General features: G+C 67.5%; 19 protein-coding genes. 11 read left to right on the top strand and 8 right to left on the bottom strand.

Features of this window, described 5'->3' with window-relative positions; all coding sequences use genetic code 11:
• The first annotated feature begins 7 nt into the window (after window positions 1-7).
• The 3 genes from ACSQ9E_RS00865 to ACSQ9E_RS00855 are packed head-to-tail and all read left to right on the top strand — an operon-like array spanning window position 8 to window position 4,166.
• A complete protein-coding gene (locus tag ACSQ9E_RS00865; protein WP_436216595.1) occupies window positions 8-2,326 on the top strand; it encodes a hypothetical protein in 2,319 nt (772 codons plus the stop codon).
• Window positions 2,311-3,468 (top strand): hypothetical protein, encoded by a 1,158-nt coding sequence (locus tag ACSQ9E_RS00860; protein WP_436216594.1) that lies wholly within the window; start codon window positions 2,311-2,313, stop codon window positions 3,466-3,468. Before ACSQ9E_RS00865 ends, ACSQ9E_RS00860 begins: the two co-directional genes overlap by 16 nt.
• Window positions 3,465-4,166 (top strand): DUF1266 domain-containing protein, encoded by a 702-nt coding sequence (locus ACSQ9E_RS00855; RefSeq protein ID WP_436216593.1) that lies wholly within the window; start codon window positions 3,465-3,467, stop codon window positions 4,164-4,166. The genes ACSQ9E_RS00860 and ACSQ9E_RS00855 overlap by 4 nt, the downstream gene beginning before the upstream one ends.
• A 49-nt stretch (window positions 4,167-4,215) precedes the next feature.
• Here the strand turns inward: ACSQ9E_RS00855 and ffh are convergent, their stop codons facing one another.
• Entirely contained in the window at window positions 4,216-5,595 is a 1,380-nt protein-coding gene (gene ffh / locus ACSQ9E_RS00850) for a signal recognition particle protein (protein ID WP_057201719.1), read from the bottom strand.
• A gap of 88 nt (window positions 5,596-5,683) precedes the next feature.
• Between ffh and ACSQ9E_RS00845 the strand changes: the two genes are divergently transcribed.
• The 8 genes from ACSQ9E_RS00845 to ACSQ9E_RS00810 all read left to right on the top strand — a co-directional run bounded on the left by ACSQ9E_RS00845 (window position 5,684) and on the right by ACSQ9E_RS00810 (window position 16,112).
• On the top strand, window positions 5,684-6,481 hold the full coding sequence (locus tag ACSQ9E_RS00845; RefSeq protein WP_057201718.1) for a cytochrome C assembly family protein: 798 nt from the start codon (window positions 5,684-5,686) through the stop codon (window positions 6,479-6,481).
• The gene (locus ACSQ9E_RS00840; RefSeq protein ID WP_436216592.1) at window positions 6,478-6,705 is read left to right on the top strand and encodes a PP0621 family protein; all 228 of its coding nucleotides are present in this window, start codon (window positions 6,478-6,480) and stop codon (window positions 6,703-6,705) included. Before ACSQ9E_RS00845 ends, ACSQ9E_RS00840 begins: the two co-directional genes overlap by 4 nt.
• Before the next feature lie 7 nt (window positions 6,706-6,712).
• Complete coding sequence (locus ACSQ9E_RS00835; RefSeq protein WP_436216591.1) at window positions 6,713-8,416, top strand: ATP-binding protein; 1,704 nt, start codon at window positions 6,713-6,715, stop codon at window positions 8,414-8,416.
• A 6-nt stretch (window positions 8,417-8,422) separates the two neighbouring features.
• Complete coding sequence (locus ACSQ9E_RS00830) at window positions 8,423-9,994, top strand: sigma-54-dependent transcriptional regulator (protein WP_428003519.1); 1,572 nt, start codon at window positions 8,423-8,425, stop codon at window positions 9,992-9,994.
• Window positions 9,978-10,601 (top strand): 1,6-anhydro-N-acetylmuramyl-L-alanine amidase AmpD, encoded by a 624-nt coding sequence (ampD, locus tag ACSQ9E_RS00825; protein ID WP_428003518.1) that lies wholly within the window; start codon window positions 9,978-9,980, stop codon window positions 10,599-10,601. The genes ACSQ9E_RS00830 and ampD overlap by 17 nt, the downstream gene beginning before the upstream one ends.
• A 424-nt stretch (window positions 10,602-11,025) precedes the next feature.
• Window positions 11,026-13,962, top strand: a complete 2,937-nt coding sequence (locus ACSQ9E_RS00820; RefSeq protein WP_436216590.1) for a ribonucleoside-diphosphate reductase subunit alpha — start codon at window positions 11,026-11,028, stop codon at window positions 13,960-13,962.
• A 135-nt stretch (window positions 13,963-14,097) separates the two neighbouring features.
• Entirely contained in the window at window positions 14,098-15,297 is a 1,200-nt protein-coding gene (locus tag ACSQ9E_RS00815; protein WP_179683476.1) for a ribonucleotide-diphosphate reductase subunit beta, read from the top strand.
• Between the two features lie 182 nt (window positions 15,298-15,479).
• Window positions 15,480-16,112 (top strand): histone, encoded by a 633-nt coding sequence (locus ACSQ9E_RS00810; RefSeq protein ID WP_436216589.1) that lies wholly within the window; start codon window positions 15,480-15,482, stop codon window positions 16,110-16,112.
• A gap of 138 nt (window positions 16,113-16,250) precedes the next feature.
• On the opposite strand, the gene ACSQ9E_RS00805 is transcribed toward ACSQ9E_RS00810, so the two are convergent.
• The 7 genes from ACSQ9E_RS00805 to ACSQ9E_RS00775 all read right to left on the bottom strand — a co-directional run bounded on the left by ACSQ9E_RS00805 (window position 16,251) and on the right by ACSQ9E_RS00775 (window position 23,148).
• Window positions 16,251-17,147, bottom strand: a complete 897-nt coding sequence (locus ACSQ9E_RS00805) for a carbohydrate kinase family protein (RefSeq protein ID WP_179683474.1) — start codon at window positions 17,145-17,147, stop codon at window positions 16,251-16,253.
• Between the two features lie 51 nt (window positions 17,148-17,198).
• Window positions 17,199-18,875, bottom strand: a complete 1,677-nt coding sequence (locus ACSQ9E_RS00800) for a DUF3426 domain-containing protein (RefSeq protein WP_436216588.1) — start codon at window positions 18,873-18,875, stop codon at window positions 17,199-17,201.
• A gap of 46 nt (window positions 18,876-18,921) precedes the next feature.
• Window positions 18,922-19,821, bottom strand: coding sequence for a 50S ribosomal protein L11 methyltransferase (gene prmA / locus ACSQ9E_RS00795; RefSeq protein WP_305742470.1), 900 nt, complete (start codon window positions 19,819-19,821; stop codon window positions 18,922-18,924).
• 80 nt (window positions 19,822-19,901) lie between these two features.
• Window positions 19,902-21,251 (bottom strand): acetyl-CoA carboxylase biotin carboxylase subunit, encoded by a 1,350-nt coding sequence (gene accC, locus ACSQ9E_RS00790; protein ID WP_057201710.1) that lies wholly within the window; start codon window positions 21,249-21,251, stop codon window positions 19,902-19,904.
• A 116-nt stretch (window positions 21,252-21,367) separates the two neighbouring features.
• Entirely contained in the window at window positions 21,368-21,820 is a 453-nt protein-coding gene (gene accB / locus ACSQ9E_RS00785) for an acetyl-CoA carboxylase biotin carboxyl carrier protein (protein WP_057201709.1), read from the bottom strand.
• 147 nt (window positions 21,821-21,967) lie between these two features.
• Window positions 21,968-22,546, bottom strand: coding sequence for a TlpA family protein disulfide reductase (locus ACSQ9E_RS00780; protein ID WP_436216587.1), 579 nt, complete (start codon window positions 22,544-22,546; stop codon window positions 21,968-21,970).
• Window positions 22,543-23,148 carry a hypothetical protein gene (locus ACSQ9E_RS00775; RefSeq protein ID WP_436216586.1) on the bottom strand — a complete coding sequence of 202 codons (606 nt, stop codon included), beginning with the start codon at window positions 23,146-23,148 and terminating at the stop codon, window positions 22,543-22,545. The genes ACSQ9E_RS00780 and ACSQ9E_RS00775 overlap by 4 nt, the downstream gene beginning before the upstream one ends.
• Window positions 23,149-23,248: the final 100 nt, after the last annotated feature.

The raw sequence follows: 23,248 nt of genomic DNA, 5'->3' as shown, positions 1-23,248 counted from the left end.
ATACGCCATGCTGACTGACCGCACTGCCGCCCCCCAAGCCACGCCCCTGTCCGGCCCGCTGCTTGACGCCTACCTGGACCAGGCCGAAGCGCTGGTCGAAGGCGAGGAGGATGAGGAGGAAGAGACCCCGCAGCAGGAGGGCGCGGCCGCACAGGCGCAGCGCACCGAGGCGCTGGCGCGGATGCTGGGCCAGCAGGTGCTGCAGCCGGCCTCGCTGGAGGTGCTGTACCGCATCCATTCCCTCTGGATGCAGGCGGGCCAGCCCGCCATGGCGCTGCAGGCCATCGACACCCATGCCGCCGCACTGCTGCAGGACCTGCCACCCGCCGAGCGGCACGACGCACAGGTCGGTACCGGTTTTTCGCGTACCCAGGCCTTGCGCTCCCTGCCGGACCAGGTGCCGCAGCTGCACCAGGCCCTCGAAGGCATGGCCCAGTTGCTGGCACAGCCGCCCCTGCAGCACCAGTCGGACGATGCCTGGGAGCACCTTGCCGGCCAGGCCGAACGCAGCCAGCACTACGGCGTGTGGCGCCGCAGCGTGCAGGCGCGCCACGCGCTGCAGGTGGTGCAGCCGGGGCGGGCGGCCTTTCGCGCCTGGGACGATGCCGTGCTGGCCACGCGCATGGCCGAGGCCAGGGCGGCCGAAGGCGATGCCGCGCAGGCGCAGCAACTGGTACAGCAGGCCATGGACCACCTGCGCCATGCAGCGGACGGACAGGATGTGGACCACAACGACTGGCTCAAGCTGGGCGAGCGGCTGGTGGTGCTGGACCCGTCCAGCATCGACACCATTGCGCAGCAGGTGCCGCAGCGCATGCCGGCCGACCTGTCGCGCCCCCGGCAGCGCGACGTCTCGGTGCGCCGCGCACGCCTGCATGCCAAGGCGCTGCACCGGCAGGGCCAACTCGACGCAGCCATCGCCCAGGGGCTGCAAGGCCGCTTCGGCCTGACCGATGACCAGGACGACAGCTTCAGCGCCCTGGTGCTCGACTGGCTGGTGCAGGCCGGCCGCCTGGATGCGGCAGCCCGGCTGGCGTACGAGTGCATCAGCAGCGAGCGCCCCACCTCCGCCGGGCATGCCTGCAGGGTGGCGCTGGCCCAGCTGGCAGAGCACGGCACGGCGGGCCGGCCATTGCACATCTACTGGCACCTGGCCCTGGCGTCTGCGGCCACCATCGATGGCACCGAGTGGGCCGCCCACCCGCAGGAACCGCAGGCCTTTGCGCAGCACCACCTGCAGGAGGCCTGCAAGATGGACCCCGCCCACCCGGCCATCGCCGCGCAGCAGGGCCTCAAGCGGTTTGAAGACGGTGACCACGCAGGCGCCCTGCCCCTGCTGGAATCCGCCGCGCGCGAGCCCTTCATGGCCGCACCCGACGTGCTGCAGGCGCTGTGGGTCTGCCGCGCCAAGGTGCATGGCATCGCCAAGGCGCTGCAGCGGCCCTTCCCCGCTTCACCGGCAGCGGGCTGGTGCTACAACATCGGCGTGTGGCTCGATTTCAGCTTCCAGGAGGCCTGCGGCATCGACGATGGCGACTGGCCCGAGCGCGACGTGGACGCCCTCAAGGCGCGCTACTACGAGGCGGCCGTGGTGCACTTCGATGGCTTCTTCGCCACGGGCGAAGGCTGGTTCCGCGATGCCGATGTGCACGTCTATTCCATGCTGTGCAACAACCTGGGCATCTACTACCGCTGGGCACTCAAGGACTACGACAAGGCCATCGACCTGCACCACAAGGGCCTGGCCACCAGCCCCTTTGCCGAGCACCACAACGGTCTCATGTCCTGCTACGAGGCGGCCGAGCGCAAACCCGAATTCATTGCCGCCGCCGACAGGCTGTGGCACTACGCGCTCGACCACGGCTACGGGCGCCACGACCCCACGGAATACTTCAAGGGCGTGTGCCACGCGCTGTACGGGCTGGACCGCGACAACGAGATCGCCATCTGGCTTCAGCGCCTGGACGAATGGTGGGTCGGCCTGGACCAGGAGGACCAGGCCGAGAACGAAGAGGACTACCTCTCCACGCTGCTGGTGATGCTGCGCGACCTGGCCTGGTCGCAGCCCGCCGACGCGCTGGCGCGGCTGGAGCGGGACATGCCCCGCACCCTGGCCAGCCCCCTGCCCGGCATGCGGCGCGTGGCAGGCAACGTGCTGGAATATGCCGGCCAGTATGAGCGGGCCATGGCGTTGTACCAGGAGTCACTCAAGAGGGTGCGCCCCGGTGAACCGGACGATCAGGAACAGGCCGGGTACGCGCGCGAGAACATGGACCGCTGCAAAAAGGCCATGCGCGCGAAGAACCCTTGGTGGAAGGTCTGGTAGTGGCCGTGGGGGCTTCGCCGGCACGCAGCATGTACGGTGCGCGCGACGTGGTCAACGCGCCGGCCATCCGCAGCGCCATCGAGCGCCGCAGCCGCGCGCGCAACGACCCCGAGGAGGTGCGCGCCTGGCTGGCCAACCACTTCTACCGCCACGTGGTGGGCAACCTGCCGGCGAGCGCCCCTGCGGTGCAGGCCGTCACGCAGCGCGAGCAGGCGCAGGCCCTGCTCAAACCGGCAGCGGTACCGCCTTGGGCACTGGCCCGTCTGGTGGAGGCCTCGCCACGGCACACGGCCGCTCCCACCACGGCGCTGTGGTGGATCGATCCCGAGGCCGAGGCCGTGCTGGCGCTGGAGTCGCGGCTGGTGGAATTCCTGCTGTCGCGCGAAGGCACTGCACTGCAGGGCAAGCTGCAGCGGGTGACGGCCCCCCAGGCGCTGGCGCAGTGGGACGAGGAGCATGCAGCCTACGAAGCCAAGGCCGCAGCCGGCTGGCGCGAGCACGCGCCCGACGCGGTGGCCCCGGTGTGGCAGGGAGAGCAGGGGCATTTCGTCGAATTGCGGCCGGACAGCACGCACCTGCGCGCTGAGATGGCCTACGAGAGCCAGATGATGCGCCACTGCCTGGGCCAGTTCGCCAACCGCCGCAGCCTCGGTGGCGGCTATGGCGAGCACTACGCCAGCGCCTGCGAAGAGGGCCGGCTGCGCCTGTTCTCCTACCGCACGGCGGGCAACCTGCCGCACATCACCATCAGCGCGCATGTGCGCGAAGGTGGCCGCCTGGCCATCGACCAGATCAAGGGCAAGCAGAACCGCCCGCCCATCGGGCGCTACCAGGGCGAGGTGCTCGCGCTGCTCAACCAGCTCGACACCTGCGGGGATGCACCGCCCGACGCGCTGCAGATGGGCATCGTGCACACCTCCCAGGGCTGGTGCGCCGTGCGCGACGTGGCGCTGGAGGCCGACCAGCTGCGCCTCATCCAGAGCCGCCCGGCGCTGGTGCGCGAGCTGCCCGCGCCCTCGGTGCTGGTGCAGTGGCTGGTGGCCGCGCGCGATCCGGCGCTGCTGCAGGGCCTGCCCCTGGCCGCTTCCGTGGCGGCGGCACTGACTGCTGCAGCGCCGAACGGCACGGAGCGCACGCCATGATCGCCTGGCTGGTGTTCGCGCTGGGGTTCTGCCTTCTGGCCTGGCTGGCCTGGCGGTTGCTGCTGTGGGTGCTGGGGCCGTTTCTGCGCTGGTACGGGCGCCCCCGCCTGCGCCGGCAGTATGTGCTGGACGCGCACTGGAGCTGGACCCTGGCCCTGGCCGACCCCATGGCCTTCGCACGCATCCAGGGCGGCTTCGCCGATGCGCGCATGCCGCGCCTGGCCGATGCGCTGCAGCAGTCCCTGCGCCCGGCCCTGCTGCACCTGCTGGGCCTGCGCAGCGACATGTCGGACGAGCAGGTCCGCGCCGCCCTGCCCGGGCACCTGCGTGAGCGCTGGTTCCGCATGGGCCTGGATACCTTGCGGCCCGACGATGCGCCACGCGACGCCATGGCGCTGGCCTGTGCGCGCGTGGCCTTCGCCACCCGCACCGCAGCTCTGCTGGGCTGGCTGGACGAGGCAACGCAGTGGCAGATCCTGCACCACAACGCGCAGCGCGCGGCCGACTGCTTTCAGGGCTGGCAGGATTTCGGCACCGCCTGCGCACGCGGCCGCCGCCAATGGGTGGCCCATTCGCGCGCCGACAGCCTCGGAGTGGCATTCACCGAAGACGACGTGGCGCAATGGGTGGCCAACCGCGACCACCCCTGGCACTGGCTGCCCTGGCCGCTGCCACCACCGTCATTGAAAAAGCCCTGAAGAGCGCGGCCTGCGCTCATTCAGGGCTGTGGGTGATCGAAGGCCCGGCTCAGAACGGCATCTTGGGCATGCCACCGCCGCCCAGGCCTTTCATGCCACCCATTTTCTTCATCATCTTCATCAGGCCGCCGCCCTTCATCTTCTTCATCATGTCCTGCATCTGCTCGAATTCCTTGAGCAGGCGGTTCACCTCCTGGACATGCACGCCCGCGCCGCCCGCGATGCGCTTCTTGCGCGTGGCCTTGATCAGCTCGGGCTTGCGGCGCTCCAGCGGGGTCATGCTCTGGATGATGCCTTCCTTGCGCTTGATGTCCTTCTCGGCCTTGTCCATGTCCACGGCGCCGGCCTTGGCGGTGAACTGGGCGGGCAGCTTGTCCATGAGGCTGGACAGCCCGCCCATCTGCTTCATCTGCTGAAGCTGCGACAAAAAGTCGTTGAGGTCGAAGCCGTCGCCGCTCTTGACCTTGGCGGCGAGCTTTTGCGCGGCCTCGATGTCCACGCCGGCCGTGACCTGCTCGACCAAAGCCACGATGTCGCCCATGCCCAGGATGCGGCCGGCATGGCGCTCGGCGTCGAAGACCTCCAGGCCGTCGAGCTTTTCGGAGACGCCGGCGAACTTGATCGGCGCGCCGGTGATCTGGCGCACCGACAGCGCGGCACCGCCGCGCGAGTCGCCGTCGAGCTTGGTCAGCACAATGCCGGTGAGCGGCAATGCTTCCTTGAAGGCTTTGGCCGTGTTGATCGCGTCCTGGCCCTGCATGGCATCGACCACGAACAGGGTTTCAACGGGGTTCAGCGCGGCATGCAGGTCCTTGATTTCCTTCATCAGCACTTCGTCGATGGCCAGGCGGCCGGCCGTGTCGACCAGCAGCACGTCGAAGTAGTGCTTCTTGGCGTAATCGAGCGCGGCCAGGCCGATATCCAGCGGCTTCTGGTCGGGGGTGCTCGGGAACCACTCGGCGCCGGCCTGCTTGGTCACCGTCTTGAGCTGCTCGATGGCAGCGGGGCGGTAGACGTCGCCGGAGACGGTAAGCACCTTCTTCTTGCGTTTTTCGATCAGGTGCTTGGCCAGCTTGGCCGTGGTGGTGGTCTTGCCCGCGCCCTGCAGGCCGGCCATCAGGATCACGGCGGGTGGCTGGGCGGCCAGGTTGATGTCGGAAATGCCCTCGCCCATGGTGGCGGCGAGTTCACGGTTGACGATGGAGACCAGGGTCTGGCCCGGCTTGAGCGAGCCCAGCACTTCCTGGCCCAGGGCCTTTTCCTTGACGCGGGCGATGAAATCACGCACGACGGGCAGGGCCACGTCGGCTTCGAGCAGGGCCATGCGCACCTCGCGCAGCATGTCCTGCACATTGGATTCGGTGATGCGGGCCTGGCCGCGCATCTCCTTGACGAGGCGCGTGAGTTTGTCGGTAAGGGCGGAGGCCATAGGGATTGTTCCGGGTTTGCGCGCGGGCAAGCGGCGAGCGCGCCAGGGGGTACTGGCGATGGGGCGAAAGGCTACTAAACTCTGAGGCATGATTTTACCCAGTGCTTCTCCCATGGGTTGGCTGCTCGCGCTTGCCGCAGCGGCAGCCTATGCCATGCCGGCTGCCGCTGCGTCGCGCCTGGGGGCTGCGGGCATGCGCAACGCCCTGCTGGTCGCATGGTTGCTGCATGGCGCCACGCTGGTGCTGGGGCTGTGGAGCGAGGCGCCACGCTTCGGCTTCGCGCCGGCGCTGTCGATGACGGCCTGGCTGGTGCTGACGGTGTACGCGGTCGAAAAGCAGCTGTTTCCGCAGATGCAGGCGCGCTGGGTGCTGGCGGCGCTGGGCGCGGCGGCCATCGTGCTGGCCCTGGTGTTCCCCGGCCAGCCGCTGCATGTCTCGGCATCGGCCTGGCTGCCGCTGCACCTGGCCCTGGGCATCGCCTGCTACGGCCTGTTCGGCGCTGCGGTGGTGCACGCCTGGCTGATGACACGGGCCGAGCGCCACATCCGCCAGGCCGAAGACCCGCACAGCGGCATTCCGCTGCTCACGCTGGAGCGCCTGACCTTCCGCTTCGTGACGGCCGGCTTCGTGCTGCTCACCGCCACGCTGCTGGCCGGCTGGCTGTTTGGCGATGCGCTCTATGGCCGCGCCTGGCGCTGGGACCACAAGGCGATCTTCTCGCTGATGGCCTGGATCACGTTTGCCACGCTCCTGCTGGGCCGTGCACGCTTTGGCTGGCGCGGCCGCACCGCCGTTGGCGTGCTCTATGCCGGTGCGGGGCTGTTGTTGCTGGCCTATGTGGGCTCGCGCTTCGTGCTCGAAGTCATCCTGGGCCGCAGCGCATGAAGTACCTCGTTCTGCTGGTGGTGCTGGTGGTGGCCATCGGCATCTGGCGCAGCAACCGCGCCGCACCCAAGCCCCCCCATCCCGGCAAGTCCCGCCCCCCCGCGCTGCCCCAGGACATGGTCGCCTGCGCGCACTGCGGCGTGCATGTGCCGCGTGCCGACGCGCAGATCCAGGGCGACCTCGCCTACTGCAGCCTGGAGCACCAGCGCCTTGGCAAGCCCTGAGCCAATCATGGCGGACAACGTGTCGGGCAACAACTTGCTGGTGACGGTGGACGCACCGTTCCTGCGCCTGTGGAAGGGCTTCCTGACCGCCCGGGTGATGGTCGCCATCGCCCTGGTGCTGCTGCAGACGCTCGGGCAGGCGGTCAACCAGACGCTGGACCCCGCCGCGCTGTCGGTCTCGGTGGCCTACCTCGTCGCCACCCTCCTGATGCGCATCCTGGCGCGCCACCGGCCGCCATCGCCGGGCACGGGCGTGCACTGGCTGCCGTCCATCGGCGTCGACCTGGCGGTGGTCTGCGCCCTGCAACTGCTGCACTCGGGCGCCCTGAACTACACCCCGCTCTTCGGCCTGCCGATCCTGATGGCGGCGGTGCTGGGCACGCTCACGCTGGCGCTGGGCACCACGGCGGGTGTCACCCTGCTACTGCTGGGCCTGGCGTGGCTGGGCTCGCGCTCCGGCGTCGACGACCCGCAGCGCTACCTGCAGAGCGCCCTTACCGGCACGGGCTACTTCATCGTCTCCTACCTGGTGCACCAGCTTGCCACGCGCCTGGCGCGCGAGCAGGAAGTGGCCCAGCAAAGCCAGATGACGGCGCGCGTGCAGACGCAGGTGAGCGCCCTGGTGATCCAGAACCTCACCGACGGCGTGCTCGTGGTGGACGAGAACGACGTCGTGCGCACGGCCAACCCGGCCGCGCTGCAGTTGCTGGGGCAGCCGCCCCTGCCGCCGCTGCCCTTTTCGCTGACGCATGCTGCCGCATGGGATCCGCTGGTGAAGCTGGCACGCCGCACCTTTCGCCAGGAGCAACCCCAGACCGCCGATGCGGACCTGCTGCACCCCGGCGAGAGCCCGACCGGGCTGCATGTGCGCACCTGGCTGACCTCCTCGCGCACACCGGCCCGCGAGGCCGGCAGCGAGCGGCTGTGCGTGATGTTCCTGCACGACCTGCGCGAGATGCAGGCGCGCCTGCGCACCGAGAAGCTGGCCGCGATGGGCCGCATGTCGGCCGCCGTGGCGCACGAGATCCGCAACCCCCTGGCAGCCATCGTCCAGGCCAATGCCCTGCTGGAAGAAGACCTGACGGACCCCGGCCAGAAGCGCCTGGCGCACATGGTGCAGCAAAACGCCGACCGCCTGGCACGCATTGCCGAGGAGGTGCTGGACATTGCCCGCGTGCAGCACCAGATCAGCCAGTCGCCGGCCTCCACGCTGCACCTGGACAGCGCCGTGGCCCAGATCTGGAGCGACTGGCAGGGGCAGGAGCCGGACAAACGGCGCGGCCTGGTCGCGCTGAGCGCCGGCGATGCGCAAGTGGAATTCGACACCGAGCACCTGCGCCGCGTGCTGGTGAACCTGCTGGACAATGCCCTGCGCTACATGGGCCCGGAGCCGGATTCGCTGTGCATCGCCACGCGCACCACCATCACGGGCCAGGTCAGCCTGCAGGTCTGGAGCGATGGCGCCCCCATGGACAAGTCCGTGGAGCGCCACCTGTTCGAGCCGTTCTTTTCGTCCGAGAGCCGCTCCAGCGGCCTGGGCCTGTACATCTGCCGCGAGCTGTGCCAACGCCATGGCGCCTCCATCGGCTACCAGCGCGTGGTGCGCCTGACCCAGCGCGGCGATACCGGCGGCAATGCTTTTACGGTAGGCTTTCGGCGCACCACCCGGCCCGCCGAGCCCGCCTCCCTGTTCGACACGATTGTTGTCTAAAGCTCCATGAACGCCCCTGCTGCCTCCATCCTTGTCGTGGACGACGAGCCCGACCTGCGCACGCTCTACGAGCTCACGCTGCTGCGCGAGGGCTACCGCGTGGAGACCGCCGCCAGCGTGCAGGAGGCCCGCGAGCAGCTCAAGGCCCACCGCTTCGACGCAGTGATCACCGACATGCGCCTGCCCGACGGCTTTGGCATGGAACTGCTGCAGGACCTGCGCGACCAGCAGCGCAAGGAGCGCTGCGTGGTGATGACGGCCTATGGCTCGGCCGAGAACGCGGTGGAGGCCCTGCGCTCCGGCGCCTTCGACTACCTGACCAAGCCGGTGGACCTGAAACAGTTCCGCTCGGTCGTGGCCTCGGCCATCCAGGGCACGGGCGGTGTGCCTGCACCGCGCGCGGCGCGCACCCCGGGCGGGCGCCAGAGCGGCACGGTCGATGCGCAGGCCTCTTCGTCGGCGCTGGACCGGCTGGTGGGCGAATCGGCCGCCATGCGCAACGTCAAGCAGCGCGTGGCCAAGGTGGCGCGTGGCATGGCGCCGGTGCTGATCCACGGCGAATCGGGCACCGGCAAGGAGCTCGTCGCCCAGGCGCTGCATGCCAGCAGCCAGCGCGCGGACGGCCCCTGGGTGGCCGTGAATTGCGGTGCCATCCCCGAAAACCTGCTCGAGGCCGAGTTCTTCGGCGCGCGCAAGGGCTCCTACACCGGCGCCAGCCAGGACCGGGACGGCTACTTCCAGGCGGCGCGTGGGGGCACCTTGTTCCTCGACGAGATCGGCGACCTGCCGCTGGCCATGCAGTCGAAGCTGCTGCGCGCCATCCAGGAACGCAGCGTACGCGCCCTGGGCTCAACGCAGGAAGAGACGGTGGATGTGCGCATCGTCAGCGCCACGCACCGCGACCTGGCGGCCGACGTGCAGACCGGCCGCTTCCGCCAGGATCTGTACTACCGCCTCAACGTGATCGAGGTCGTGATCCCGCCGCTGCGCGAGCGGCGCGAGGACCTGCCCGCCCTGTGCCGGGCCCTGCTCGCGCGCATCGCGCAGGAGTCGGGCATGCCCGTGCCGGCCCTCACCGAGCACGCCATACAGGCGATTGCCGCCCACCCGCTCACCGGCAACGTGCGCGAACTCGAAAACCTGCTGCACCGCGCCGTGGCCCTGAGCGAGGGGGACGAGCTGCACGTGGACGGCGTGGCACCGCCTGCGGGCGGCTTTCCTGCTGCCTCAAGCAGCGCCAGCCCGCCCCCCGCACAGGCTTCAGACGCTGCGGCTTTCAACCCCGTCGCCTTGCCGGACACGCTGCAGGCGGATGACGCATCGTCACCCCGCCCGGCCCTGGGCGGGGCGCCCGGCTCCCCCATGCCAGGCGCCAGCACGCCCCTGCCCAGCGACCTGCAGGCCTGGCTGGACCAGCAGGAGCGCGACATCCTGGTGCGCGCACTGCGCGAGGCGGGGTTCAACCGCACGGCCACGGCGGCACGCCTGGGCATCAGCCTGCGCCAGATCCGCTACCGCATTGCCCGCCTGAACATCGCCGTGCCCAATGACCAGGATGCCCATGACGACATCGGCTGAGGGGCCGGACGCCGACGGTTCCCCCTGGGACCAGGGCTGGCACCGGTCGGCCGTGCGCCACCCCTCGCCCAACTTCGGTCCGCGCCCGCCCGCCGCGCAGATCGACCTGATCGTGGTGCACTCCATCAGCCTGCCACCGGGCGAGTACGGGGGCCCGGCCGTGCGCCAGCTGTTCACCAACACACTCGACTGGGACGCGCACCCTTATTACCAGGGCATCCGCGGTCTTCAGGTGTCCGCGCACTTCTTCATCGATCGCACGGGAGCGCTCTGGCAGTTCGTGGACTGCGACCAGCGCGCCTGGCATGCGGGGCCCTCGGCCTACCGGGGCCGCGCGCAATGCAACGACGACTCCATCGGCATCGAGCTCGAAGGCCTGGAGGGCGAGCGCTTCGAGACCCCGCAGTACGCCACGCTGACCTGGCTGTGCCGTGACATCGCGCGGCGCTATCCCGTTGCCCACCTGGCTGGCCACGAGCACATTGCCCCGGGGCGCAAGCACGATCCGGGCGCAGGCTTCGACTGGCCGGGACTGCAGCAGTCGCTGGGCTGGCCACCGGAGTGCTTTCCGATCGACACGCAGCCGGCCTCCACTACCGGCGCCTGACCCCGCGCACCGGGCCGGTGCGCGCAGGCTGCAGCACCCGCAGCGGATGTCGCAACAGCACGTCACATCACCGCTGCCGCAAAAATATTTTTTGCTGCGCATGCACAAACCAGCCGCTTCAATCTGCACGCGGCCTGCCATGCAAAACCGGGCCGCATCACGCGCCAATGCGTGGTTTTCACAGCCATCCATCGGACACAAGGCGCGCGCACGGCAGGCCTCATAGGCCGATGCGGCGTGGGGGAAACATGCTGTTTCGGAATTTGGCGTCTCTGGCGGCGGTACACTACCGGTAGCGTATTGAACGCAACTGACACACCATATATAGTGTGCGACAGGCCAGAAACTGGCGCACCACTTCTCCCTCGCGGCGGCACTGCCACCCGCCTGCACATTCCAGACAGCACCCAAAAAGAGGACATCCATGCACGCTGCTTTGAACACGCCTTCATCCACCACCCGCCCCGCATCCCAGGATGCGCCCGAGGCATCTTCTGCTGCACCAGAGGGAGCGAACACGTACTCCCACTACCAGATCATCCGCCGCAATGGCGCCGTGGTCCCGTTCGAGCCGCAGAAGATTGCCGTGGCGATGATGAAGGCGTTTCTGGCAGTGCACGGCACCCAGGGTGCGGCCTCGGCCAGCGTGCGCGAAGTGGTGGACTCGCTGACCCAGAACGTCGCCCGCGCCCTGGCGCGCTCGCGTCCTGGCGGCGGCACCTTCCATATTGAAGACGTGCAGGACCAGGTGGAACTGGTGCTGATGCGCGGCGGCCACCACGAGGTCGCCCGCGCCTACGTGCTGTACCGCGAAAGCCGCACCCAGGAGCGTGCCCGCCACGTCGAACAGGAAACGGCTGCCGCGCCCGCCCCCGCACTGCACGTGCTGGACGGCGATAAGCGCGTGGTGCTGGACCTGGTGCGCCTGCGTGGCCTGATCGAGTCGGCCTGCGTGAACCTGGGCGCGGACATCTCGGCCCAGCCCATCGTGGCCGAGACCATGCGCAACCTGTACGACGGCGTCCCCATGGACGAGGTCTACAAAGCGTCCATCCTGGCAGCCCGCACGCTGATCGAGAAGGACCCCGACTACACCTACGCCACCGCACGCCTCTTGCTGCATACCATCGTGCGCGAAGTGCTGGGCCGTGAAGTCACGCAGGACGACATGGGCCAGAGCTACGTGGACTACTTCCCGCAGTTCATCCAGAAGGGTGTGGACAACGAGCTGCTGGACCCGCGCCTGCTGACGTTCGACCTGGCCCGCCTGGGCGCCGCCCTCAACGCCGACCGCGACCTGCAGTTCGATTACCTGGGCCTGCAGACCCTGTACGACCGCTACTTCCTGCACGTGCGCAAGACCCGCATCGAGCTGCCCCAGTGCTTCTTCATGCGCGTGGCCATGGGCCTGTCGCTCAATGAAGCCGACCGCGAAGCCCGCGCCATCGAGTTCTACGAGATCCTCTCGAGCTTCGATTTCATGTCCAGCACGCCCACGCTGTTCAACAGCGGCACGCTGCGCTCGCAGCTGTCCTCGTGCTACCTGACCACGGTGCCCGACCACCTGGAAGGCATCTACGACTCCATCAAGGAAAACGCCCTGCTGTCCAAGTTTGCCGGCGGCCTGGGCAACGACTGGACCCGCGTGCGCGCCCTGGGCTCGCACATCAAGGGCACGAACGGTGAATCACAGGGCGTGGTGCCCTTCCTCAAGGTGGTCAACGACACGGCCGTGGCCGTGAACCAGGGCGGCAAGCGCAAGGGCGCCGTCTGCACCTACCTGGAAACCTGGCACCTCGACATCGAAGAGTTCCTGGAGCTGCGCAAGAACACCGGCGATGACCGCCGCCGCACGCACGACATGAACACGGCCAACTGGATCCCCGACCTGTTCATGCGCCGCGTGATGGAAAAGGGCACCTGGACCCTGTTCTCGCCCTCCGACGTGCCCGACCTGCACGACCTGTTCGGCGGCGCCTTCGAGAAGGCCTACGTGGCCTACGAAGCAAAGGCCGCGCGCGGCGAGATCAAGCCCTCCAAGACGGTGCAGGCCACCGACATGTGGCGCAAGATGCTGACCATGCTGTTCGAGACCGGCCATCCCTGGATCACCTTCAAGGATGCCTGCAACGTGCGCTCGCCCCAGCAGCACGCTGGCGTGGTGCATTCGTCCAACCTGTGCACCGAGATCACGCTGAACACCAGCGACACCGAGACCGCAGTCTGCAACCTGGGCTCCGTGAACCTGCTGCAGCACTTGAAGGACGGCCAGATCGACCACGCCAAGCTGCGCAAGACCATCACCGTGGCCATGCGCATGCTGGACAACGTGATCGACATCAACTACTACGCGGTCACCAAGGCCCGCGACTCCAACCTGCGCCACCGCCCCGTGGGCCTGGGCCTGATGGCCTTCCAGGACAGCCTGTACGAGCTGCGCATTCCCTACGCCTCGCAAGCGGCCGTGGAATTTGCCGACCGGTCGATGGAAGCCATCTGCTACTACGCCTACTGGGCCTCGACCGAGCTGGCCCGCGAACGCGGCCAGTACGAGAGCTACAAAGGCTCGCTGTGGGACCAGGGCATCCTGCCCCTGGACACGCTGGACATGCTGGCCACGGCACGCGGCGGCTACGTTGAAGTGGACCGTTCGGCCACGCTGGACTGGGATGCCCTGCGCAAGAAGATCGTTCAGGACGGCATGCGCAACTCCAACTGTGTCGCCATCGCCCCCACGGCCACCATCTCCAACATCATCGGCGTGGATGCATCGATCGAGCCTTCGTTCGGCAACCTGTCGGTCAAGTCCAACCTGTCGGGCGAGTTCACCGTGATCAACGGCGGCCTGGTGCGCGACCTCAAGCGCCTGGGCCTGTGGGACGACGTGATGATCATGGACCTCAAGCACTTTAAGGGATCGCTGCACCCCATCGACCGCGTGCCGGCAGACATCAAGGCCCTGTACTCCACGGCCTTCGAAGTCGACTCGCAATGGCTGGTGGAGGCCGCATCGCGCCGCCAGAAGTGGATCGACCAGGCCCAGAGCCTGAACATCTACATGGCCGGTGCATCGGGCAAGAAGCTCGACGACACCTACAAGCTGGCCTGGCTGCGCGGCCTCAAGACCACCTACTACCTGCGCACGCAAAGCGCCACGCACGTGGAGATGAGCACCGTGAACACGCGCCAGCTCAACTCCGTTTCGTCGGGCAACGATGCGGGCGCCGCACAGGCCGCGCCGGCCAAGCCGAGCGCGATGGAAGCGGCCGCTGCAGCCGCTGCCGCGCAGGCCGCTGCGCTGCCTGCCACCGACGTCAAGTTCTGCGCCATCGATGATCCAACCTGCGAGGCCTGCCAGTAAGGTCCCATGAAGCGGCGCGCATGCAGACCCATGCACGCCGCTTCGGTGCTGTGAAGCAACAAAACGTTGCTGCGCAACGCTGCAGTGCTTTCCTTTTTGCAGCACTGCTTTCATAATCCGAACACTGGAAAATCTATGTTGTCCTGGGACGAAGAAGTCAAGCCCTCATCGCAAAATCAACTGGACGGTGGACTGCACAAAAGCCACCCGGCGGAACAGCCGCCTCTGTCTTTCCAGACCCCCTCCCTGCAGGAAGTGCATGCGTCGATGACGGCATCCGCAGCACCGCAAGCCACCCCTGCCGCAGCCCCCGCGCACCGCCGTGTGAACGCTGCCGACAAGCGCATCATCAACGGCCAGACCGACGTCAACCAGCTGGTGCCGTTCAAGTACAAGTGGGCCTGGGAAAAGTACCTCGCCACCTGCGCCAACCACTGGATGCCGCAAGAGGTGAACATGACGCGCGACATCGCGTTGTGGAAGGACCCGAACGGCCTGACCGAAGACGAGCGCCGCATCATCAAGCGCAACCTCGGCTTCTTCGTGACCGCCGACTCGCTGGCCGCCAACAACATCGTGCTGGGCACCTACCGCCACATCACCGCGCCCGAGTGCCGCCAGTTCCTGCTGCGCCAGGCGTTCGAGGAAGCGATCCACACGCACGCCTACCAGTACATCGTGGAGTCGCTCGGCCTGGATGAAGGCGAGATCTTCAACGCCTACCTGGAAGTGCCCTCGATCCGCGACAAGGACCAGTTCCTGATCCCCTTCATCGAGGCGATCATGGACCCCAACTTCCACACCGGCACCTTCGAGACCGACCAGACGCTGCTCAAGTCGCTCATCGTGTTTGCCTGCCTGATGGAAGGCCTGTTCTTCTACGTCGGCTTCACGCAGATCCTGGCGCTGGGCCGCCAGAACAAGATGACCGGCGCGGCCGAGCAGTACCAGTACATCCTGCGCGACGAGTCGATGCACTGCAACTTCGGCATCGACCTGATCAACCAGCTCAAGCTGGAGAACCCGCACCTGTGGACGGCAGAGTTCAAGGCCGAGATCAAGGCCCTGTTCATGCAGGCCGTGGAGCTCGAATACCGCTACGCCGAAGACACCATGCCGCGTGGCGTGCTGGGCATGAACGCCTCGATGTTCAAGGGCTACCTGCGCTACATCGCCAACCGCCGCGCCACCCAGATCGGCCTGGAGACGCTGTTCCCCAACGAAGAAAATCCCTTCCCCTGGATGAGCGAGATGATCGACCTGAAGAAGGAGCGCAACTTCTTCGAGACGCGCGTCATCGAGTACCAGTCGGGTGGCGCATTGTCCTGGGACTAGCCTCGCAGGTGCACGCACGCCATGGATCCCCACACCACGCCCTGCACGGACAACGCCCAAGCGCGTTGCCGTGCAGGGCGTTCCCGTGTTCATGGAGATGGGGTCAACCCCATCTCCATGGATCGCTTCATGTCCACTGTAGACACGAAGTGCTCTTTGCAAATTGACTCAAGGAGAACATGATGGCAACTGCGAAAAAACCCGCTGCAAAGAAGGCAGCTCCCGCGAAGAAGGCTGTAGCTGCAAAGCCAGCGGCCAAGAAGGCCGCTCCTGCCAAGAAGGCAGCAGCACCAGCCAAGAAGGCCGCTCCTGCCAAGAAGGCAGCAGCACCAGCCAAGAAGGCCGCTCCCGCCAAGAAGGCAGCAGCACCAGCCAAGAAGGCCGCTCCCGCCAAGAAGGCAGCAGCACCAGCCAAGAAGGCCGCTCCCGCCAAGAAGGCAGCAGCACCAGCCAAGAAGGCCGCTCCTGCCAAGAAGGCGGCCGCACCAGCCAAGAAGGCCGCTCCTGCCAAGAAGGCGGCTGCACCAGCCAAGAAGGCTGCCGCTCCTGCCAAGAAGGCAGCTGCACCCGCCAAGAAGGCTGCCGCTCCTGCCAAGAAGGCAGCTGCGCCCAGCAAGAAGGCTGCCGCTCCTGCCAAGAAGGCCGTAGCAGCGAAGAAGGCCGCCGCCCCTGCGCCCGCCAAGAAGGCAGCTCCTGCCAAGAAAGCGGCCAAGGCCCCAGCCCCTGCGCCAGCTGCAGCCGCAGCCGCTCCCGCAGCGCAGACCACGCTGAACCCTCAGGCAGCATGGCCCTTCCCCACGGGCACCAAGCCGTAAGTCTTTGCCTTACGCGCTTTGCGCTCAACCCGGTGCTTCGGCACCGGGTTTTTTTATGCCCGAACGTAAAGCACTGGCCAGCGCTCCCGCGCCGTGCGCTGCCCCGGGTGGAGCAAGCGCCACGGCGCCAGGCTCAATTCATGCGGGCTGAAAGTCCAGCGTGTAGCTTTGCGGGCCGCGCTGCGCGATCTTCAGCGCCCCGACACGGTTGCCCAGCTCGGCGCATTGCACCAGCGGCCAGCCACGCTCCAGACCGAAGAGCAGCGCACCACGCCAGGCATCGCCGCAGCCCGTGGGGTCCACGACGGCGGCAGGCACCACGGCAGGCACCAGCGTCTTCTCGCCCTTGACCCAGACTTCGCAGCCCTCGCCACCCAGCGTCACCACCAGGCCGTCCACACGCTGCGAGATCTCGGCCAGGCTCCAGCCCGTACGTTCGCTAAGCATCTTGCCCTCGTAGTCGTTGACCGTGACCCAGGTCGCCTGCTCAATGAAGCGCGACAGCTCGGCACCATTGAACATGGGCAGGCCCTGGCCCGGATCGAAGACAAAGGGAACACCGGCCGCCACCAGTTGCGCAGCATGCTCGATCATGGCGTCGCGGCCATCGGGCGCGATGATGGCCAGGCGGATGCCGTCGCCGGATTCGATGCGATTCGCATGCGCCTGCATCATGGCGCCCGGATGGAAGGCGGTGATCTGGTTGTTGTCACGGTCGGTCATGATCATGGCCTGGGCGGTGTGGACATCCTCCACCTGGCCCACGAAGCGGCGGCTGATGCCCAGGGTGTCCAGGCGCTGCAGGTAGTCCGCAGCATCACTGCCCAGCATGGCCATGGGCAGGGGCTCGCCACCCAGCAGCTTCAGGCTGTAGGCGATGTTGCCGGCGCAGCCACCAAAGTCGCGGCGCAGCGAGGGCACGAGGAACGACACGTTGAGGATGTGCAGTTGCTCGGGCAGGATCTGCTCGGCAAAGCGGCCCTCGAAGGTCATGATGGTGTCGAACGCCAGGGAACCACAGATGAGGGCAGCCATAGGTAGAAATAGGTAAAGGGTTGGAAAGGAAAGCCCCCGGATCCAGCGGGATCAGGGGTAGAAGGTCAGTAACCGGTAGCCCGACACCCGCGAGGCGCCCGTGGTCACCACCACCGAGACCGAGGTGCTCCACTCGCCGCGCGCAGGCAGTTCGACGGGCGCCGCGAGATCGGCCGGCAGCAGCACGCGCCGCAGGACAGGCTGGTCCTGGGCATCGGTGAGGGTCAGCTCCACCGCCGGCATTTCCAGCGGTATCGTGGCGCGGCTCTTGACGGTGAGCGACAGCAGGTAGCCATCGCCACGCGCCTTGTTGAAGGACGAGCTGTCGATCACCACATCGGCAATCTGGCGCTGGGGCGCCAGCGTACAGCCCAGGTGCGCGCACAGCTGCTCCAGCCAGGGGCGCGCCCTGCCGTCCATCGCGGCGATGCGGTTGCGCTCTTGCACGGCAACCTGCACGGCCAGCACCCCGAGCAGCAGCAAGAGCACCAGCGCCAGCAGCGAGCGCACGAGTGGCCGGCGCCAGAAGGCCTTGCGCCGCGCAGCCCGCACGAAGCTCACCTCCTCAGCATCGGGGTGGCCGGCGGGCAGCTCGTCCTCATCGGCATCCAGGGCGGTCGCCGCCGAGCGCCCACGCGCAGCACCGGCGGGCTCGGATCGGGGGAGCGCGGGTGCCGATGCCGGAAACACCGGATCGGGCATCAGCTCGAAATCCGGATCGGGAAATGGCGTGATGGATTCGGAAAACCCGCTGGAGGGTGGTGGCGACGCCACGGGCGTGCGCCGGGGCGCAGATTCGGGCGCGGCCACCGGCAGCATGGGCTGAGGCGCTGCCGCAGCGGGGCCGAACAGCGGCACGCCATCATCGTGGTCGTCGTCCTCATCGTGCGCTGGCAGCGCTGCGCGCCTGGCCGCCGGGGTGGGCAGATCGAGGGCGGGGTAGGCGGCGTCATCACCCGCCCGATCCTCGGGCAAGGACATGATCTCCGTGTCGGGCCCATTGTCGTCATCTTCGCCATCGGGCAGGGAATCGGAAAATTCCGCCACCGGCAGCTCGTAGCCGGCAGGCACGGCCATGCCTTCGGCAGCCGGATCCATCCTCCTGGGCAAGGCCGGACTGGCCACCGGGGCCAGGTCGGCCAGCAGCGAGGCGGCCAGCCCGGGCATCACACGGCTCTCCTCGCGTGGCGGTGGGGGTACGAATGCCACTGGCGGGGGTATGGTCGCAGCAGGGGGCGCAACGGGTGCCGACCGGGGTGGCACCAATGGCGGTACGGACGGCGCCCGCCAGCCAAAGGTCTGCAAGGGCTCCAGGCTCAGATCATCGGCACTGAGTGCAGTGGAAGGCGCGCGCGCAGCCGAGAGGAACGCTGGAACGGTGGGTGCGGGAATATCGAACACCTGGCCAGCCGTGGCTCCGGGACCCGCCGCCGCAGCAGGCGCGGCAGGCTGGGACACGCGGCCCGCCGCCTGGCTCGCCGGCGGGTCGAACACCCCCCAGGCACCACGCGCTTCGGGCTGCCGTGCAACCACCACCGGTGGTGGGCGGGTATCGGTCAGCGAAACGTCGGGCAGCATCGGCGGGGGCGGTGCGGCCACCAGGTGCGCGGCCGCGTCGAACACCTCTTTGCACTGCCCGCAGCGCACCCAGCCCTCGGAAATGCGCAGCTGGTCGGCGACCACCTTGAATTGGGTCGCGCAGGCCGGGCAGCGTGTGATCTGGCTCATCTGCGGTCGATTGTAGGGTGCGGCGCAAGCCGCACCGCGCCATGCTTCAACGCGATGCGGTCATGAGGATCCAACCGTCCTCGGTGTCCGCCACTTCCAGCTTCACCCAGGGTGCGTAGGCCTCCTTGAGCTCCTCGGCCTGGCGCGCCAGGATGCCCGCCAGCACCAGGTGGCCGCCGGGCGCCACATGGTTGCACAGCAGGGGCGCGAGCACGCGCAGTGGCGTGGCCAGGATGTTGGCCAGCACGGTCTGGTACTGGCCGCTGGCCTTGTCGGGCAGGCCGGCACGCAGCTGCACACCGTTGGCCTGGGCGTTCAGTACCGTCGATTCGACGGCCGCCGTGTCGATGTCCACGGCATCGATGTCGGTGGCACCGAACTTGGCCGTGCCAATGGCCAGGATGCCCGAGCCGCAGCCGTAGTCGAGCACGCGGCCGAAGGCAGCCGCGCCTTCGCCGGTGGCGCCCTTGCGGGCGATCCAGCGCAGGCACATGCGCGTGGTGGGGTGGGTGCCGGTGCCAAAGGCCAGGCCCGGGTCCAGCCGAATGCTGCGCACAGCCTCGGCGGGCAACTCGTGCCAGGTGGGCACGATCCAGAAATCGGGCGTGATGTCCACGGGGGTGAACTGCGATTGCGTGAGCCGCACCCAGTCCTGGTCGGCCAACTCGGCCATACCCAGCACCTGGCAGCCCTCGAAGAAGTCCTGCACCGACAGCAGCTGCTGCGCCTCGCTGGCGGCCTCGCGGGTCGGGAACAGGGCCACGACGCGGCTGCGCTGCCAGCCGTCCTTGGGTGGCGGCATGCCGGGCTCACCGAACAGGGCCTGCTCGGCATCGGTCTGCGCATCGGCGTCTTCCACCGAGACGCTCAGCGCATCCAGCGCGTCTAGCGCGTCACTGACCGGCTCGATCCGGTCTTCGGGGCACATCAGCATCAGCTCGAACATGGGCGCAGGCCTCTCAGAAAAAATGAAATGCCGGCCCCCGTTGCCAGGGGCCAGCATATTGAACAACCACCGGTGCTGGCTCAGCGCTTGTGCTGGGACAGCCACTCTTCCAGGTAATGGATGTTGGTGCCGCCAGCCATGAACTTGGCGTCCACCATCAGCTCGCGGTGCAGGGGCACGTTGGTGTTGATGCCTTCGATCACCGTCTCCGACAGCGCGGTGCGCATGCGCGCCAGCGCTTGTTCGCGCGTATCGCCGTGCACGATGATCTTGCCGATCATCGAGTCGTAGTTCGGCGGCACGAAGTAGTTGGTGTAGGCATGCGAGTCCACACGCACGCCCGGCCCGCCCGGTGGGTGCCAGGTGGTGATGCGCCCTGGCGAGGGGGTGAACTTGTAGGCGTCTTCCGCGTTGATGCGGCATTCGATGGCATGGCCCCGGATCTCGATCTGGCGCTGGGTGAAGGGCAGCTTCTCGCCCGCCGCCACCATGATCTGCGTGCGCACGATGTCCACGCCGGTGATCCACTCGGTCACCGGATGCTCGACCTGCACGCGGGTGTTCATCTCGATGAAGTAGAACTCGCCGTTTTCGTAGAGGAACTCGAAGGTGCCCGCACCGCGGTAGCCGATCTTCTTGCAGGCGGCCACACAGCGCTCGCCGATCTTCTCGATCAGCTTGCGCGGGATGCCGGGGGCCGGCGCCTCTTCGATCACCTTCTGGTGGCGCCGCTGCATGGAGCAGTCGCGCTCGCCCAGGTAGACCGCATTGCGGTGCTTGTCCGCCAGGATCTGGATCTCGATGTGGCGCGGGTTCTGGAGGAACTTCTCCATGTACACCGCAGGATTGCCGAACGCAGCGCCGGCCTCGGCCTTGGTCATCTGCACGGCATTGACCAGGGCAGCCTCGGTGTGCACCACGCGCATGCCGCGGCCACCGCCGCCGCCTGCGGCCTTGATGATCACCGGGTAGCCCACGGCCTTGGCAATGCGGCGGATCTGCACCGGGTCATCGGGCAGCTCGCCTTCGGAGCCGGGCACGCAGGGCACGCCGGCACGGATCATGGTCTGCTTGGCCGACACCTTGTCGCCCATGATGCGGATCGACTCGGGCGTGGGACCGATGAACTGGAAGCCGCTCTTTTCCACGCGCTCGGCAAAATCGGCGTTCTCGGACAGGAAGCCGTAGCCGGGGTGGATGGCCTCGGCGTCGGTCACTTCGGCGGCCGAGATGATGGCCGGCATGTTGAGGTAGGACAGCGACGAGGGCGCGGGGCCGATGCACACCGCCTCTTCGGCCAGCTTGACGTACTTGGCGTCGCGGTCGGCCTCGGAGTAGACCATCACGGCCTTCACACCCAGCTCATGGCAGGCGCGCTGGATCCGCAGGGCGATTTCGCCGCGATTGGCGACCAGAATCTTTTTAAACATAGGCTGTCTCGCGGCTCATCGCCCGCACGCTGGCGCGTGCCAGTGCAATTTGCTTCGCCTTGCCTTTGGCAAGAACGCCCCGATTGGCAACAAGAATCGTCTTGAACATGCGCGCCTTATTCGATCACGAACAGCGGTTGCCCGTATTCCACGGCCTGGCCGTTTTCGCCCAGGATGCGGGTGACCGTGCCCGATTTGTCGGCCTCGATCTCATTGAGGATCTTCATGGCCTCGATGATGCAGATGGTCTCGCCTTCCTTGACCTGGCTGCCGACTTCGACAAAGGCCTTGGCGCCGGGGCTGGATGAGCGGTAGAAGGTGCCGACCATGGGCGACTTGACCACATGGCCTGCGGGCGCGGCAGGGGTGGGTGCGGGCAGTTCGGCCACTGGGGCGGCAGCGGCCTGGGCAGGCGCCTGCTGCTGCATGGGCGCTGGTACATACTGCTGCACCACGGCACCGCCGCTCTTGACGATACGGACCTTGCCCTCGGCCTCCGTGATTTCGAGTTCGGACACATTCGACTCGGAAACGAGATCGATGAGGGTTTTGAGTTTTCGCAGATCCATGAAAGCTCCAACGGCTAAAAACTGAACAGGGCGCGAATTTACTCCAAATTCGGCCTATACCCGTCTTTGGGCCACAATTTTGATGAACGCCAGAGCGTCAAAAGGCCATTCAGGCCCGGAATAAAGGGCGCCAATGGCCCGTCCTGCCTAGCGCAGGGCCGCCCACTGCTGCAGATCCTGCGCCGTGACCTGGCCCATTTTACGGTGCAGCACCCGGCCCTCTCCACCCAAGACCACCGTGAAAGGCAGGCCTCCGGTGAGGTTTCCGAGCGAGCGCGCCAGATCCGTGCCCTGCATGCCGGCCAGCCCGACCGGGAATTCCAGCGGCAGCTTGGTGAGAAATTTGCGAACAGAAGACGGCTGATCGATGGCGAGGGCCACCACCTGCCAGCCTTTGGGCGCATGTTCGCGGTAAAAAGCATTGAGCATGGGCAGCTCTTCGACGCAAGGCGCGCACCAGGTCGCCCAGAAGTTGATGAGCAGCGGTTTGCCCAAAAAGCGCTGCAGCGGCAGGGTGGCGCCGTCCGGCGTTTCGAACTCCAGCGCCCACAAGGCCTTCTCCGCCCCGCTTTCCATGGCGTGGGGCTGGAATTTCCACCACGCGACCCCTGCGCCCCCCACGGCGGCTGCGCCGGCGACACCCGCATACAGCCAGCGGCGGCGGACGGGATCGGAGAGGGTGTCAGGGGACGTGGCGGGCGAAATCTCGGGAGCGGGGGTCGTCATGGAGCAGGGGTTTCCGTATCTTGGAGCAGGCGGCGCACGGCCGTGATGTCACCGCGGGGCGAGCGCCCCTTGGCATCGGGCCGCAGCGCACCGCGCAGGTCGTCAAGGTCATAGATCAGCAGATGGACTCCGATCATCTCGCCCAGTTCAGGCGATTTGCTGCCCAGGCTCAAGGCCTCGACCGACTCGCCATGGAAACCGGACACCGTGCGCGGCTCGTAGTCCACATGGTGGTCGATGAGTGCAATTTCTGCGGATTTGGAATCATCGCAGAACAACTGCAGGTAAATGTCGGACAGGCGGGTGGCCGTACCGTGCCACACGGCACCGCCCAGATGCGGGCGAAAGGCCGCCATGCGCTCCATCCAGACCAGGGCCAGTTGGCGCAGCGCGCGCAGTTCGCGCGGCTGGGTGTCGGCGCAAAAGAGGGCGATGTACTCGCGCACGGCCTCCTCCACCTGGTCGTTGCCGGGCAGCGCGGTGCGGGCGGGCAGGCCCATTTCGCGCAGCGCGCGGCGCTTGGCGGGGCCCCACTCCATCCCTTCCTCGACGGCGATGCGGGCGGTGGTATTGGCGATTTCGGCACTCAGAGGTGTGTTCATGGCGCAAACCAGGCAGTGGAGGCTCCATTGTGGCGCGAACGCGCCGTCGGGGTGGCCCGCATGCCCCCACGGCACAGCCGCCCACAGGGCCATGGCGGGC

This window comes from Acidovorax sp. LjRoot118 (assembly GCF_964253575.1).
Taxonomy (GTDB): domain Bacteria; phylum Pseudomonadota; class Gammaproteobacteria; order Burkholderiales; family Burkholderiaceae_C; genus Acidovorax.
This window is presented reverse-complemented; position numbering and strand designations above follow the sequence as displayed.